A 13,590-nucleotide genomic window follows, 5' to 3' on the forward strand; every position below is an offset into this window, starting at 1 on the left:
CGCCCATGTCCATCCTCTCTACCGGTACCGGTGCCCTGCTCGCCTTCCAGCGGGCCCTGTCGACGGTCAGCCACAACGTTGCCAACATCAACACAGACGGCTACAGCCGGCAGCGGACGACGTTCGCGACCACGGTCCCCAGCCAGTACGGTAGCGAGTTCATCGGCAACGGCACCCAGATCACCGACGTTTCCCGCGTCGCCGACCAGTTGGCGATCTCGCGCCTGTTCGACAGCACTGGCGAAGTCGCGCGGCTGAAGCAGCTGTCCAGCCTGTCCAGCCGCGTCGACGGGCTGTTCTCAGACAAGGCCACCAGCATCGCCGGGCAGTGGTCGAACTTCTTCGATGCCACCAGCGGCCTGTCCTCCAACGCTTCGGCCAGCGCCAACCGGCAGAACCTGCTGGACGCCGGCAATTCGCTGGTGACCCGCTTCAAGCAGCTCAACGGCCAGCTCGATTCGCTCGGCAGCGAGGTCAACAACGGCCTGCTGGCCGGCACCGCCGAAGCCAACCGCCTGGCCACCGAGATCGCCAAGCTCAACGGCCAGATCGGCTCCAACGCCAATGCCGCCGCGCCGGACCTGCTCGATCGCCGCGACCAGATGATCAGCCAGCTCATCGGCTACACCGGCGGCAGCGTCATCCAGCAGGATGGCGGGATGATGAACGTCTACACCTCCGGCGGCCAGGCGATGGTGGTCGGGACCAACGCCTCGACGCTGGTCGCCAGTCCCGATCCCTACCAGCCGGAGCGGCTGCAGATCGCGGTGAAGACCCAGGGCGGCACGACTCCGCTGAGCGAAAAGGCGCTGGGCGGGCAGATCGGCGGCTTCCTGGAGTTCCGCAGCACCGTCCTGGACCCGACCAAGGCCGAGCTCGGCCGTATCGCCACCGGGCTGGCCAGCAGCTACAACCAGCAGCACCACGCCGGCATGGACCTGTACGGGCAGATGGGCGGCGATTTCTTCAACCTGCCGCCGCCGAGCGTGGACGGCAACAGCGCCAACACCGGCACGGCCGCGTTCACCGCCAGCGTCAGCGACCTGAGCAAGCTCGACGGGCAGAACCTGCTGCTGACCTACAACGGCACGAGCTGGAACGCCAGCCGCGCCGACACCGGCGCCAGCATCCCGATGACCGGGTCCGGCACCAGCGCCGATCCGTTCGTGGTCAACGGCGTGACCCTGCAGGTATCCGGCACCGCCGCCAGCGGCGACAAGTTCCTGCTGCAGCCCACCGCCAACGCCATCAGCAAGCTGTCCGTGGCCATCACCGACCCCTCGCGCATCGCCGCGGCCACGCCGATCCAGGCCAGCGCCACGCTGAGCAACCTGGGGACCGGCAAGGTCAGCAACGTCTCCGCGACCGACGCCAGCAACGCCAATCTGCTGACGCCGGCGAACATCGCCTTCATCGATTCCACCCATTACTCGATCAACGGCGGCGCACCGCAGACCTACACCGCCGGCCAGACCATCAGCGCCAACGGCTGGAGCCTGACCATGGACGGCGTCCCGTCCGCCGGCGACAGCTTCGCGGTGGGCCCGACCGGGGTCGGCTCGAGCAACAACGGCAACGCGCTGCTGCTGTCCAACCTGGACGATTCCAAGGCCTTCAACGGCGGCACCATCACCCTCAACGGCGCGGTGGCCGGCCTGACCACCACGATCGGCTCGTCGGCGCGCCAGGCCAAGTACGCGGCCGATGCGCAGGACGTGATCCAGAGCAGCGCCCAGGACGCGCGCGACTCGCTGTCCGGCGTCAACCTCGACGAGGAAGCGGCGGACATGCTGCGGCTGCAGCAGGCTTACCAGGCGGCCTCGCGCCTGATCTCCACCGCCGACACCCTGTTCCAGTCCATCCTGAGCGCGGTCCGATGAGCAATCGCATCTCCAGCGGCATGATCTTCAATCAGTCGCTCAACACCATGCTCGGCAAGCAGGCGACGATCTCGCACCTGCAGCAGCAGCTCTCCACCGGCCAGCGCATTGTCAGCGCCGCCGACGACCCGGTCGCCGCCGGCACCGCGGTCAGCCTGGATCGCACGGTAGCGGCGCTGGCGCGCTTCGGCGACAACGCCACGAATGTGCAGAACCGCCTCAACCTGCAGGAAAACGCGTTGTCGCAGGCTGGCGACCTGATGGCCCGGGTCAAGGATCTGACGGTCGAAGCCAATAGTTCGGCGCTGGCCACCCCCGACCGCAAGGCCATCGCCGCGGAACTGAAGACCCTGCACGACAGCCTGCTGAGCCTGTCCAACAGCACCGACGGCTCCGGCCGCTACCTGTTCGGCGGCACCGCCGACGACGCCGCGCCGTTCGCCGTGGTCTCCGGCAACGTGGTCTACAGCGGCAACCAGACCCAGCGCAGCGTGGAGATCGCGCCGGATACCAAGGTCTCCGACGCCCTGCCCGGCAGCGAGATCTTCATGCGCGTGCCCACCGGCGACGGCACCGTGGACGCGCACGCGGCCGCCGGCAACACCGGCACCGGCCTGTTGCTGGATTTCAGCCGCGACGGCTCCGGCAGCGCCTGGAACGGCGGCAGCTACAACGTCGTGTTCACCGCCGCCACCACCTACGAGGTACGCGACAGCAGCGGCACCGTGGTCAACACCGGCACGTATACCGCCGGCGAGAGCATTGGCCTGCCCGGGCTGAAGATGCGCGTGGACGGCGCCCCCGCCGCCGGCGACAGCTTCCAGATCGGCCCATCGACCACCAAGGACGTGTTCTCCACGATCAGCAACCTGGTCAACCTGCTCAACACCGATCCCATCACCCCCACCGCCAAGGCCGCGCTGCAGAACGGCCTGCAATCGTCGATGCGCGACATCACCCAGGCCTCATCGAAGATGATCGACGCGCGCGCCGCCGGCGGCGCCCAACTGGCGGCGATCGACAACGCCACCGACCTGCGCGAGGCCAACAACGTCACCCTGAAGACCACCCTGTCCTCGCTGCGCGACCTCGACTACGCCCAGGCGATTTCCCAGTACCAGCTGGAACAGTCGGCGCTGAAAGCGGCACAAACCATCTTTACCCAGATGCAGAAGATGTCGCTGTTCGACCGGCTCTGATCATCATGCGATAAACCCGATATACCAAAAGGCCCGGAGCGCGGCGACGCCTCCGGGCCTTTCGCGTTATACAAAAGATCGCCATCGCTGCTGGATAAGTAGACAACGCGCATGCAGCCCTAAAGTTTGCCGGAATGCGGCCGAGAAAGGCTCTCCGCGGTGTTCCAGATGTTTGGCGCATCGCCGGAACGGCAAATTTTCTGCAGTGAATCGCTAAAGGTTGCGAGCCTGTCGCCGTTACTTATATCACCAGCCGCACTGGCCAATTGATGGCCCCCTGCGGAGACTCCAGGCACCAACCGGTCGCCGGACAAATCGCTAAGAGGAGATATCAAAATGGCACAGGTCATCAATACCAACGTAATGTCGCTGAACGCTCAGCGCAACCTCAACACCACCAGCACCAGCCTGGCGACGACGATCCAGCGTCTGTCCTCCGGCCTGCGCATCAACAGCGCCAAGGACGACGCCGCCGGTCTGGCGATCTCCGAGCGCTTCACCACCCAGATCCGTGGTCTGGACGTGGCCTCGCGCAACGCCAACGACGGCATCTCGCTGGCGCAGACCGCCGAAGGCGCGATGGTCGAAATCGGCAACAACCTGCAGCGTATCCGCGAGCTGTCGGTGCAGTCGGCCAACGCCACCAACTCCACCACCGACCGTGGTGCGCTGAACTCGGAAGTCAAGCAGCTGACCGCGGAAATCGACCGCGTCTCCAAGCAGACCAACTTCAACGGCACCAAGCTGCTGGACGGCTCGTTCTCCGGCGCGCTGTTCCAGGTCGGCGCCGACGCCGGCCAGACCATCGGCATCAACAGCATCGTCAACGCCAGCGCCTCGGCCCTGGGCAAGGCCGGCTTCGCCGCCACCCAGACCGGCTCGGCTGCCCTGGCCTCCGGCACCGCGACCGCCAGCGGCAGCTTCTCCGGCATGGTCATCAACGGCGTCAGCATCGCCTCGGTCGCCGTGGCCAACGGCGACGCCGGTGCCGACGTGGCCAAGAAGATCGCCTCGGCGATCAACGACCAGCTGGCCCAGACCGGCGTGTACGCCTCGATCGACCCGACCAGCAGCGCGCTGAAGCTGGAATCGGTGAAGGGCGGCCAGGACTTCTCGTTCACCGCAGGCTCGGCCACCGGTGCCACCGGCATCACCTTCAGCAACGCCGGCATCGCCGCCAGCGCCACCGCCAACGCCGGTACCACCAATTACCTGCAGGACCTGGACATCTCCACCTTCCAGGGCGCGCAGAAGGCGCTGAGCATCGTCGACAACGCGCTGACCGCGGTGAACTCCTCGCGCGCCGACATGGGTGCGATCCAGAACCGCTTCACCTCCACCATCGCCAACCTGAGCTCCACCTCGGAGAACCTGTCGGCCTCGCGCAGCCGCATCCGCGACACCGACTACGCCAAGGAAACCGCCGAGCTGACCCGTACGCAGATCCTGCAGCAGGCCGGCACCGCGATGCTGGCCCAGGCCAAGCAGGCGCCGCAGAGCGTGCTGAGCCTGCTCCAGGGCTAAGCGCCGCAAGCCGCAGCGTGACACCGGCCCCTCCGCAAGGAGGGGCCTTTTTTATTGCTTCTTCCAGCACCGGGCGCGCATGTTGAAGGCGGCGGCGTCTCCGCCCTCCACCGCTATTCAACGTGTCGGTGCAGCCACACTCGCCGCCGCTCTCCAGGTCGCGTGTTCGGCCTTCGGTCCGGTTGCAGCGGCAGGACTGGCTCGACCTGCGTGGCCCGGTAGTACGCCGCTTGGCACAGCGCGGATGATCTGCGACCTGTTCCGGTCGTGGGCAAGAAGCATTGCCGGGAGACCGTCGAGCCAGCCTTTCTTCAAGCTCCTCCCCCACCTTGCAGCGGATGTGAACGATCGACCTAAAGTTTGTCCGAGCGCGGCCGAAACAAGCTTTTCGCCGCATTCCGGACCCGTTGCAAATCAGCGAATTGCTGTGTTTTTTCGCAGCGAATCGCTAAAGGTTGCGCACCGAGTGCCGTTACTTATACCAGCAGCGGCACTGGCCAATTGATGGCCCCCTGCGGAGGCTCCAGGCACCAACGGGTTGCCGGACAAATCGCTTAGAGGAGATGTCAAAATGGCACAGGTAATCAATACCAACGTAATGTCGCTGAACGCTCAGCGCAACCTCAACACCACCAGCGCCAGCCTGGCGACGACGATCCAGCGTCTGTCCTCCGGCCTGCGCATCAACAGCGCCAAGGACGACGCCGCCGGCCTGGCGATCTCCGAGCGCTTCACCACCCAGATCCGTGGTCTGGACGTGGCCTCGCGCAACGCCAACGACGGCATCTCGCTGGCGCAGACCGCCGAAGGCGCGATGGTCGAAATCGGCAACAACCTGCAGCGTATCCGCGAGCTGTCGGTGCAGTCGGCCAACGCCACCAACTCCACCACCGACCGTGGTGCGCTGAACTCGGAAGTCAAGCAGCTGACCGCGGAAATCGACCGCGTCTCCAAGCAGACCAACTTCAACGGCACCAAGCTGCTGGACGGCTCGTTCTCCGGCGCGCTGTTCCAGGTCGGCGCCGACGCCGGCCAGACCATCGGCATCAACAGCATCGTCAACGCCAGCGCCTCGGCCCTGGGCAAGGCCGGCTTCGCCGCCACCCAGACCGGCTCGGCTGCCCTGGCCTCCGGCACCGCGACCGCCAGCGGCAGCTTCTCCGGCATGGTCATCAACGGCGTCAGCATCGCCTCGGTCGCCGTGGCCAACGGCGACGCCGGTGCCGACGTGGCCAAGAAGATCGCCTCGGCGATCAACGACCAGCTGGCCCAGACCGGCGTGTACGCCTCGATCGATCCGACCAGCAGCGCGCTGAAGCTGGAATCGGTGAAGGGCGGCCAGGACTTCTCGTTCACCGCAGGCTCGGCCACCGGCGCCACCGGCATCACCTTCAGCAACGCCGGCATCGCCGCCAGCGCCACCGCCAACGCCGGTACCACCAACTACCTGCAGGACCTGGACATCTCCACCTTCCAGGGCGCGCAGAAGGCGCTGAGCATCGTCGACAACGCGCTGACCGCGGTGAACTCCTCGCGTGCCGACATGGGTGCGATCCAGAACCGCTTCACCTCCACCATCGCCAACCTGAGCTCCACCTCGGAAAACCTGTCGGCCTCGCGCAGCCGCATCCGCGACACCGACTACGCCAAGGAAACCGCCGAGCTGACCCGCACGCAGATCCTGCAGCAGGCCGGCACCGCGATGCTGGCCCAGGCCAAGCAGGCGCCGCAGAGCGTGCTGAGCCTGCTCCAGGGCTAAGCGTCGCAAGCCGCAGCGTGACACCGGGCCCCTCCGCAAGGAGGGGCCTTTTTTTTGACGCCAGGGACTCGGCACAGGATTTGCATTGCAACGGGAAGCCGTCACGACGCGCAGGCGGCGCTCAAGAAGCTCCTCCGCGCGCCGATACTCCCCTCAGCCGCTGGCGCATCGCGCGCCGGCCACCTCAAGGAACGCGATCATGTCCACCACTGGAATCGGCTCAGGCCTGGACATCCCGACCTTCGTCGCCAAACTGGTGTCGAAGGAACGCCAGCCGCAGGAAGACCGGATCAACCGCGACGGCACCGCCTCCACCGCGCAGCTGTCGTCCTTGAGTACGATCAAGAGCGCGCTGTCCAACCTGCAGACGGCGATGAACACCCTCTCCGACAGCGCCGACAAGGGCGCCTACAAGGCGAACATCGACGACGGCGCGGGCTATACCGCCACGGTCACCTCCAGCGCCAATGCCGGCAAGTACGGCATCGAGGTGGTGAAACTGGCGCAGTCGCAGAAGCTGACCTCGTCGGCCTACGCCAGCGGCGCCGTGGTCGGCGGCGGCACCCTGACGATCGCCTACGGCAGCACTACGCTCAATGTCAACGTCGATGCTGGCAGCAAACTCAGCGACGTGGCCGCCTTCATCAACAAGGCCGCCAACGGCGCCGGCGTGACCGCCAGCGTGGTCACTGCCGACGATGGCGACCACCTGGTGCTCAACGCGGTCAACTCCGGCACCAAGGGCGCGCTGACCATCACCACCTCCGGCGGCGACGGCGGCCTGGCCAATCTCACCTACCCGCCCGGCAACAACGGCGGCCTGACCCAGACCATCGCCGCCGACGACGCGGTGGTGAAGGTGGACGGCTTCCAGCGTACGTCCAGCAGCAACACCATCGCCGACATCGTCCCCGGGGTCGCGATCAATCTGACCAAGGCGGTTGCCGGCACCACCTACAATCTCAATATCACCAGCGACAACAGCCCGCTGAAAGCGAACCTGACCGCGCTGGTCAGCGCCTACAACTCGGCCAACAGCGTCCTGAAGTCCTCCAGCGCCTACGACGCCACCAACAAGAAGGCCTCGCCGATGACCGGCGATGCGATGGTGCGCGGCCTGCAGCAGTCGCTGCGGCGGCTGGTCAGCGACAACGTCAGCGGGCTGATGGCGCTGGGCGTCACCATCGACAAAGACGGTGTGATGAGCCTGGACAGCAGCAAGTTCGATACCGCCGTGGCCGCCGATCCCTCGGCGGCCAAGACCATGCTCGGCAGCGCCGGCACCTTCGGCACCGGGATGAGCACGCTGCTGAAGAGCAACCTGGACACCACCAATGGCACGCTGACCCAGCGGACCGACGCGCTCAACAAGCACATTTCCGATCTGACCGACCAGCTCAACGATCTGGACGCGCGCATGCAGACGCTGAGCGACCAGTACACCGCGCGCTTCACGGCGATGGAAACCCTGGTCACACAGATGCAGGGCGTGAGCGACAGTCTGACCAAGCAATTCAGCTGACGCACGCACGGCCGCGGCTCAAGTCGAAGCGCGTCGCGGCCGATATGAAGAGTATCGACAGTCATTGTGGATCTGCGGCAACAACCGCCCGGCGCCGCCGCCAACCGGCATAGCGCCAGGCCCCGCCAGTCCACCCGAGGAGTTTTCCATGTACGGTTCCAGCCGCCAGTACGCTGAGCAATATCGCAAGATGGGCATTTCCACCAGCGTCACGGATGCCGATCCGCACAAGCTGGTCGCCATGCTGTTCGCCGGTGCCTGCCAGCGCATCCGCCAGGCCCAGGCCTGCCTCGCGCAGGGCGACCAGGCGCGCAAGGGCAAGGCGATCGGCGAGGCCTGCGCCATCGTCGGCCATCTCAACGGCTCGCTCGACCACGAGGCCGGCGGCGAGATCGCCGGCAACCTGTCGGCGCTCTACGACTACGTGATGCACCGGCTCACCGAAGCCAACCTGCACAACGACGACGCCGCGCTGACCGAAGCGCTGGAACTGCTCAGCGAAATCGACGCGGCCTGGGCCGCCATTCCCGCGCAGCAGCGCGAACTGGCCACGGCGAACGCATCGTGAGCATCCAGCTCGCCGACCTGCACAACGACCTGCACGAACTGCGCGAGATCCTGCGCGGCGACGACTATGCCCTGGCCCAGGCGATGGTCACCGACCATGCGCGGCGCCTGCAGGCGTATCTGCAGCAGGACGACGCGGACCGCTCGCGCGAGGCGCTCAAGCCGCTGCTCGCCCTGCAGCAGGCGGTGACCGCGCAGATGCGTATGGAGCGTGACCATGCGGCGGCCTGGCTGCGCAGCAGCCGCCAGTCCAGCCACGCCGCGCGGCTCTATTCGCAGGCCGGACTGCTGGGATGAACGTGGGCCAGGACAGCGCGGCGCAGCATCCGGCCGACGCCGAGCTGTTCCACGACACGCTCAGTTGCGAACTGGCGCTGCCGGCGGATTTCCGCCTGGGCAATGGCGCCGGCCGCCTCGCCGCCGGCGAAGCGCTGCTGCGCAGCCTGGCGCAGATCGAGGATCTGCGCGGCGAGGACGGCAGCGACGAGCGCAGCGACGCCAATGCGCAGACGCAGCGGATGGAGGCCAAGCTCGACCTGATGCTGGTCCTGCTGGGTCGGCTGGCCCGCCAGCACGAGGATGCCCTGCCGTTGCGGCCGCTGTGCTGGTCGCGGCGCGGCGTGCGGCTGGAACTGGGCGCGCGCTCCGGCGCCGGCGCCGGCGCCGCCGGCCTGCTGCGCCTGCAGCCCTCGGACTGGCTGCCGGACCATCTGGAACTGCCGGTGCGGGTGCTGGCCGAGGCCACCACCGCCGGGGTCGTGCAACTTTGGCTACGGTTCGAGACACAGCCGCCCGGCCTGGAAGAGGCTCTGGAACGCCACCTGTTCCGGCTGCACCGCCGGCAGATCGCCGACAGCCGGCGGGCGCGCTGAGCCGGCTCCCGCCGCGCCGAGGTTGGCGGCGGCGAGCGGCTCGGCTAAGGTGCGGATCTGAATAGAAGGACCTCACCGTGCGAGTCATCATCGTCGACGATCACACCCTGGTACGCGCCGGCCTGAGCCGGCTGCTGCAGACGTTTGCGGACGTCGACGTGGTCGCCGAGGCCAGCAACGCGCAGCAAGCGGTGGATTTGGCCACCCTGCACCGCCCCGACCTGGTCCTGATGGACCTGTCCCTGCCGGGACGCAGCGGCCTGGACGCGCTCACCGACGTGCTGCACAGCTCGCCCAAGACCCGGGTGGTGATGATGTCGATGCACGACGATCCGGTGCACGTGCGCGATGCGCTGGACCGCGGCGCCACCGGCTTCGTGGTCAAGGACGCCGCTCCGCTGGAGCTGGAACTGGCGCTGCGTGCGGCCAGCGCCAACCAGGTGTTCCTGAGCCCGCAGATCTCCTCCAAGATGATCGCGCCGATGCTCGGCCGCGAGCGCCCGGTGGGCATTGCCGCCCTGTCGCCGCGACAGCGCGAGATCCTGCGCCAGATCGGCCGCGGCCAGAGCAACAAGGAAATCGCCTCGGACCTGGGCATCAGCGTCAAGACAGTGGAGACGCACCGCGCGCGGATGATGGAATCGCTGGGCTGCCGCCGCGCCAACGATCTGGTCCTGCTGGCCGCACGCCACCAGGGCGAGTTGAGCTGAATTGGGGACGGCATCCCGACACGGAACATTGGCATGGCGCTTGCCTTAATCGGTCAGCAGGCGGCGCCGATCCATCCGATGCCCGCCGGATAAGGCATTGCGCCGTCGACTGTCCGGCGTCCACGACCCGTACGTCGGGAAATTCCTGACAGCCTGTCAGGAATTTGACTACCCTACTCAGGAACCCCCCGATTCTGTTACCGTCGGGCGACAAGCAGTATGCGTTCCACGGGCGCCAGCGTATTGGCGCCGAACCGAGGGAGTCCGCATGAAGCCGACCGTTTCCGCCCAACTGGGCCAGCAACTGCATCTGACCCCGCAACTGCTGCAGTCGATCCGGCTGCTGCAACTCGACGGCATGCAACTGGAACTGGAAATCCGCCGCGCGCTGGAAACCAATCCGCTGCTCGAACTGGAAGAGCCCGAGGGCGTGATCGAGCCGGTGGTCAAGCACGAGGACGCGGCGCTGGAAACCGCGGCGTTCGACGAACTGCCCGAATCCTCGATGTGGGACATCCCGGCCGCGGGCTGGAACGACGGCGAAGACGATCGCATGCAACGCATCGCCGCCGGCGAGTCCACCGACCCGCACCTGCGCGTGCTGCAGCGGCTGGCCCTGGAACTGCCGGCACTGGAACTGGAAGCGGCCGCGTTCTGGCTGGAACACTGCGACGATGCCGGCTACCTGGACGGCCCGCTCGACACCTTGCAGCAGTTGGCCAGCGCACGCCTGGGCCTGCCGCTGGCGCAGGCCGAAGCGGTGCGCCAGCGCCTGCTGCACGGCGACCCGGCCGGCCTGGCCGCCTGCGACCTGCGCGAATGCCTACAGGCGCAGTTGAGCGACCTGCCCGGCCGCGTGCCGGGCCGCCACCTGGCCGCGCGCATCCTCGAGGGCGATCTCAATCTGCTCGCCAGCCACGATTACGCGCTGCTCGGGCGCCAGCTCGATGCCGAGACCGACGACGTGCGCGAGGCGGTGCGGCTGATCCTGTCGCTGCAGCCGCGGCCCGGCGACAGCCTGCAGCCGCAGGACGCCGGCCATGTACTGCCGGACGTGGTCGCCTGGCATGCCGACGGCACCTGGCGGGTGGCGCTCAACCCGGCCACCACCCACCGCGTCACCGTCAACCCGATGCACGAGCGCGCCCTGGCCGAGGCCGGCGACGCCGCGCAGCCGCTGCGCGAGATGCTGCAGGAAGCGCGCTGGCTGACCCGCGGCCTGTCGATGCGTTACGAGACCCTGCTGCGCACCACCCGCGCCATCGTCGAGCGCCAGTCGGCGTTCCTAGTCAAGGGCGAGGAAGCGATGGCGCCGCTGACCCTGAAAGAGGTGGCCGAGGCCATCGGCATGCACGAGTCGACCATCTCGCGGATCACCACCGGCAAGTACCTGCAGACCCCGCGCGGCACGTTCGAACTGAAGCACTTCTTCGCCGTGCGCCTGGAAGGCGCCGCGGTGTCCGGGCAGGCGGTGCGCGCCATGGTCCGGCGCCTGATCGAATCCGAGCCGGCCGGGCGGCCGCTGGCCGACGAGGCCATCGCCGGACTGCTGTCGCGACAGGGCGTGAACGTGGCAAGGCGCACAGTCGCCAAGTATCGTGAACAATTGGACATCGCTCCCGCACGCGAACGCCGCCGCGGCAGCAAACCGCTGCTGGCCCGTGTGGGCTAAGGAAAAACGACGCATATGAACAAATTGTCCGTGCTTCTGGTCGACGACCACGAAGGTTTCATCAACGCCGCCATGCGCCACTTCCGCAAGCTCGACTGGATGGAAGTGATCGGCAGCGCCGCCAATGGCCTGGAAGCCATCGAGCGGTCCGAGTCGTTGCGCCCGCAGGTGGTGCTGATGGACCTGGCCATGCCCGAGATGGGCGGCCTGCAGGCCACGCGCCTGATCAAGACCCAGGACCAGGCGCCGTACATCGTGATCGCCAGCCATTTCGACGACGCCGAGCACCGCGAGCACGCCATGCGCGCCGGCGCCGACAACTTCGTCAGCAAGCTGTCCTATATCCAGGAAGTGATGCCGATCCTGGAGGGGCTTCGGACCGAAGGAGTACCGGCATGAGTGAATCGCGGATCCTGGTGATCGACGACGACGCGGTGCGCGCCGAGCGGACCGTGAGCCTGCTCGAATTCATGGACCTCAACCCGCGCTGGGTCACCGACGTCGCCGACGTGCAGCCCGGCCGGCACCGGCAGACCGAATGGATGGCGATCCTGGTCGGCGGGCTCGACGACCAGGAGCAGGCCGATGCCTTCTTCGGCTGGGTGGCGCGCAGTTCGCTGCCGCCGCCGGTGCTGCTGCTCAATGACGACGCGCAGGCGTTCGCCCAGCGCCACGGCCTGCACGAAGCCAACGTGTGGCAGCTGGAAGCGCCGCTGCGCCACGCGCAACTGGAAACCCTGCTGCGCCGCGCAAGCCTCAAGCGGCTGGACGCCGAGCACCAGGCCGGTGCCGCGCAGGACAACGGCCCGACCGGTACCAGCGCGGCGGTGACCCGCCTGCGCCGCCTGATCGACCAGGTCGCCGCGTTCGATACCACCGTGCTGGTGCTGGGCGAGTCCGGCACCGGCAAGGAAGTGGTGGCGCGGGCGATCCACCAGCAGTCGCCGCGCCGCGACGGCCCGTTCGTGGCGATCAACTGCGGCGCGATCCCGCCGGATCTGCTGGAAAGCGAGCTGTTCGGCCACGAGAAGGGCTCGTTCACCGGCGCGATGAGCGCGCGCAAGGGCCGTTTCGAGATGGCCGAGGGCGGCACCCTGCTGCTCGACGAGATCGGCGACATGAGCCTGCCGATGCAGGTCAAGCTGTTGCGCGTGCTGCAGGAGCGCAGCTTCGAGCGGGTCGGCGGCAACGTCACCATCCGCTGCAACGTGCGGGTGATCGCCGCCACCCACCGCAACCTGGAAGAGCGCATCGCCGGCAACCAGTTCCGCGAGGACCTGTTCTACCGGCTCAACGTGTTCCCGATCGAGATGCCGGCGCTGCGCGAACGCAGCGACGACCTGCCGGCGCTGGTGCACACCATAGCCGCGCAGCTGGCGCGGACCGGGCGCGGCGAAGTGCGCTTCTCCGAAGAGGCCTTGCAGGCGCTGCGCAGCTACGAGTGGCCGGGCAACGTGCGCGAGCTGACCAACCTGGTCGAACGCCTGGCCGTGCTGCATCCCGGCGGCCTGGTGCGGGTGCAGGACCTGCCGGCGCGCTACCGCGGCGACTTCGCCTCGTCCATCGACGTATCGGCGCCGCCGGCGCCGATCGCGGCCGATCCGCGGCGGGTGCCCAACGTGGTCGACCTGCACGCCGGTGGCAAGCCGGCCAGCGCGGATGCCGATGCGCCGACGGCGGCTGCGGCGACGCTGCCGGAAAGCGGCCTGGACCTGCGTGGGCACATGGCCAACATCGAGCTGGCGCTGATCAACGAGGCGCTGGAGCGCACCCAGGGCGTGGTCGCGCATGCAGCGCAATTGCTGGGCCTGCGGCGCACCACCCTGGTCGAGAAGCTGCGCAAGTACGGTATCGACCGCGACCAGACCGAACTGGCCAGCTGAGT

Annotated in this window: 12 protein-coding genes; all 12 read left to right on the plus strand. The window is 67.6% G+C overall.

Features of this window, described 5'->3' with window-relative positions; all coding sequences use genetic code 11:
• Window positions 1–5 precede the first annotated feature (5 nt).
• The 12 genes from flgK (at window position 6) to FHR56_RS05625 (ending at window position 13,588) form a co-directional block, all read left to right on the plus strand.
• Complete coding sequence (gene flgK / locus FHR56_RS05570) at window positions 6–1,880, plus strand: flagellar hook-associated protein FlgK (RefSeq protein ID WP_160947187.1); 1,875 nt, start codon at window positions 6–8, stop codon at window positions 1,878–1,880.
• The gene (gene flgL, locus FHR56_RS05575; protein ID WP_160947186.1) at window positions 1,877–3,079 is read left to right on the plus strand and encodes a flagellar hook-associated protein FlgL; all 1,203 of its coding nucleotides are present in this window, start codon (window positions 1,877–1,879) and stop codon (window positions 3,077–3,079) included. The genes flgK and flgL overlap by 4 nt, the downstream gene beginning before the upstream one ends.
• Before the next feature lie 336 nt (window positions 3,080–3,415).
• Window positions 3,416–4,603, plus strand: a complete 1,188-nt coding sequence (locus FHR56_RS05580) for a flagellin (protein ID WP_160947185.1) — start codon at window positions 3,416–3,418, stop codon at window positions 4,601–4,603.
• A 571-nt stretch (window positions 4,604–5,174) separates the two neighbouring features.
• Window positions 5,175–6,362, plus strand: a complete 1,188-nt coding sequence (locus FHR56_RS05585; protein WP_160947184.1) for a flagellin — start codon at window positions 5,175–5,177, stop codon at window positions 6,360–6,362.
• Between the two features lie 199 nt (window positions 6,363–6,561).
• Window positions 6,562–7,884, plus strand: a complete 1,323-nt coding sequence (gene fliD / locus FHR56_RS05590; protein WP_160947183.1) for a flagellar filament capping protein FliD — start codon at window positions 6,562–6,564, stop codon at window positions 7,882–7,884.
• Between the two features lie 148 nt (window positions 7,885–8,032).
• Window positions 8,033–8,452, plus strand: coding sequence for a flagellar export chaperone FliS (gene fliS / locus FHR56_RS05595; RefSeq protein ID WP_010341674.1), 420 nt, complete (start codon window positions 8,033–8,035; stop codon window positions 8,450–8,452).
• Window positions 8,449–8,748: a hypothetical protein gene (locus tag FHR56_RS05600; protein ID WP_160947182.1), complete on the plus strand. Its 300-nt coding sequence runs from the start codon at window positions 8,449–8,451 to the stop codon at window positions 8,746–8,748. Before fliS ends, FHR56_RS05600 begins: the two co-directional genes overlap by 4 nt.
• Window positions 8,745–9,323 carry a PilZ domain-containing protein gene (locus FHR56_RS05605; protein WP_160947181.1) on the plus strand — a complete coding sequence of 193 codons (579 nt, stop codon included), beginning with the start codon at window positions 8,745–8,747 and terminating at the stop codon, window positions 9,321–9,323. Before FHR56_RS05600 ends, FHR56_RS05605 begins: the two co-directional genes overlap by 4 nt.
• Window positions 9,324–9,400: 77 nt before the next feature.
• Complete coding sequence (locus FHR56_RS05610) at window positions 9,401–10,033, plus strand: response regulator transcription factor (RefSeq protein WP_017908534.1); 633 nt, start codon at window positions 9,401–9,403, stop codon at window positions 10,031–10,033.
• Between the two features lie 268 nt (window positions 10,034–10,301).
• Window positions 10,302–11,705 carry an RNA polymerase factor sigma-54 gene (gene rpoN, locus FHR56_RS05615; RefSeq protein WP_160947180.1) on the plus strand — a complete coding sequence of 468 codons (1,404 nt, stop codon included), beginning with the start codon at window positions 10,302–10,304 and terminating at the stop codon, window positions 11,703–11,705.
• Window positions 11,706–11,720: 15 nt separating this feature from the next.
• Entirely contained in the window at window positions 11,721–12,104 is a 384-nt protein-coding gene (locus FHR56_RS05620; RefSeq protein ID WP_010341669.1) for a response regulator transcription factor, read from the plus strand.
• Window positions 12,101–13,588 carry a sigma-54 dependent transcriptional regulator gene (locus FHR56_RS05625; protein WP_160947179.1) on the plus strand — a complete coding sequence of 496 codons (1,488 nt, stop codon included), beginning with the start codon at window positions 12,101–12,103 and terminating at the stop codon, window positions 13,586–13,588. The genes FHR56_RS05620 and FHR56_RS05625 overlap by 4 nt, the downstream gene beginning before the upstream one ends.
• Window positions 13,589–13,590 lie beyond the last annotated feature (2 nt).

Origin of the sequence: Xanthomonas sp. F10 (genome assembly GCF_014206815.1) — a bacterium.
GTDB classification, from domain to species: domain Bacteria; phylum Pseudomonadota; class Gammaproteobacteria; order Xanthomonadales; family Xanthomonadaceae; genus Xanthomonas_A; species Xanthomonas_A indica.

What these genes read in the sequence shown, in the direction of transcription:
- flgL (WP_160947186.1), top strand. Translation starts at nt 1,877, where the DNA reads ATGAGCAATCGCATCTCCAGCGGCATGATCTTCAATCAGTCGCTCAAC.
- flgK (WP_160947187.1), top strand. Translation starts at nt 6, where the DNA reads ATGTCCATCCTCTCTACCGGTACCGGTGCCCTGCTCGCCTTCCAGCGG.
- fliS (WP_010341674.1), top strand. Translation starts at nt 8,033, where the DNA reads ATGTACGGTTCCAGCCGCCAGTACGCTGAGCAATATCGCAAGATGGGC.
- FHR56_RS05580 (WP_160947185.1), top strand. Translation starts at nt 3,416, where the DNA reads ATGGCACAGGTCATCAATACCAACGTAATGTCGCTGAACGCTCAGCGC.
- FHR56_RS05620 (WP_010341669.1), top strand. Translation starts at nt 11,721, where the DNA reads ATGAACAAATTGTCCGTGCTTCTGGTCGACGACCACGAAGGTTTCATC.
- FHR56_RS05585 (WP_160947184.1), top strand. Translation starts at nt 5,175, where the DNA reads ATGGCACAGGTAATCAATACCAACGTAATGTCGCTGAACGCTCAGCGC.
- rpoN (WP_160947180.1), top strand. Translation starts at nt 10,302, where the DNA reads ATGAAGCCGACCGTTTCCGCCCAACTGGGCCAGCAACTGCATCTGACC.
- FHR56_RS05625 (WP_160947179.1), top strand. Translation starts at nt 12,101, where the DNA reads ATGAGTGAATCGCGGATCCTGGTGATCGACGACGACGCGGTGCGCGCC.
- fliD (WP_160947183.1), top strand. Translation starts at nt 6,562, where the DNA reads ATGTCCACCACTGGAATCGGCTCAGGCCTGGACATCCCGACCTTCGTC.
- FHR56_RS05605 (WP_160947181.1), top strand. Translation starts at nt 8,745, where the DNA reads ATGAACGTGGGCCAGGACAGCGCGGCGCAGCATCCGGCCGACGCCGAG.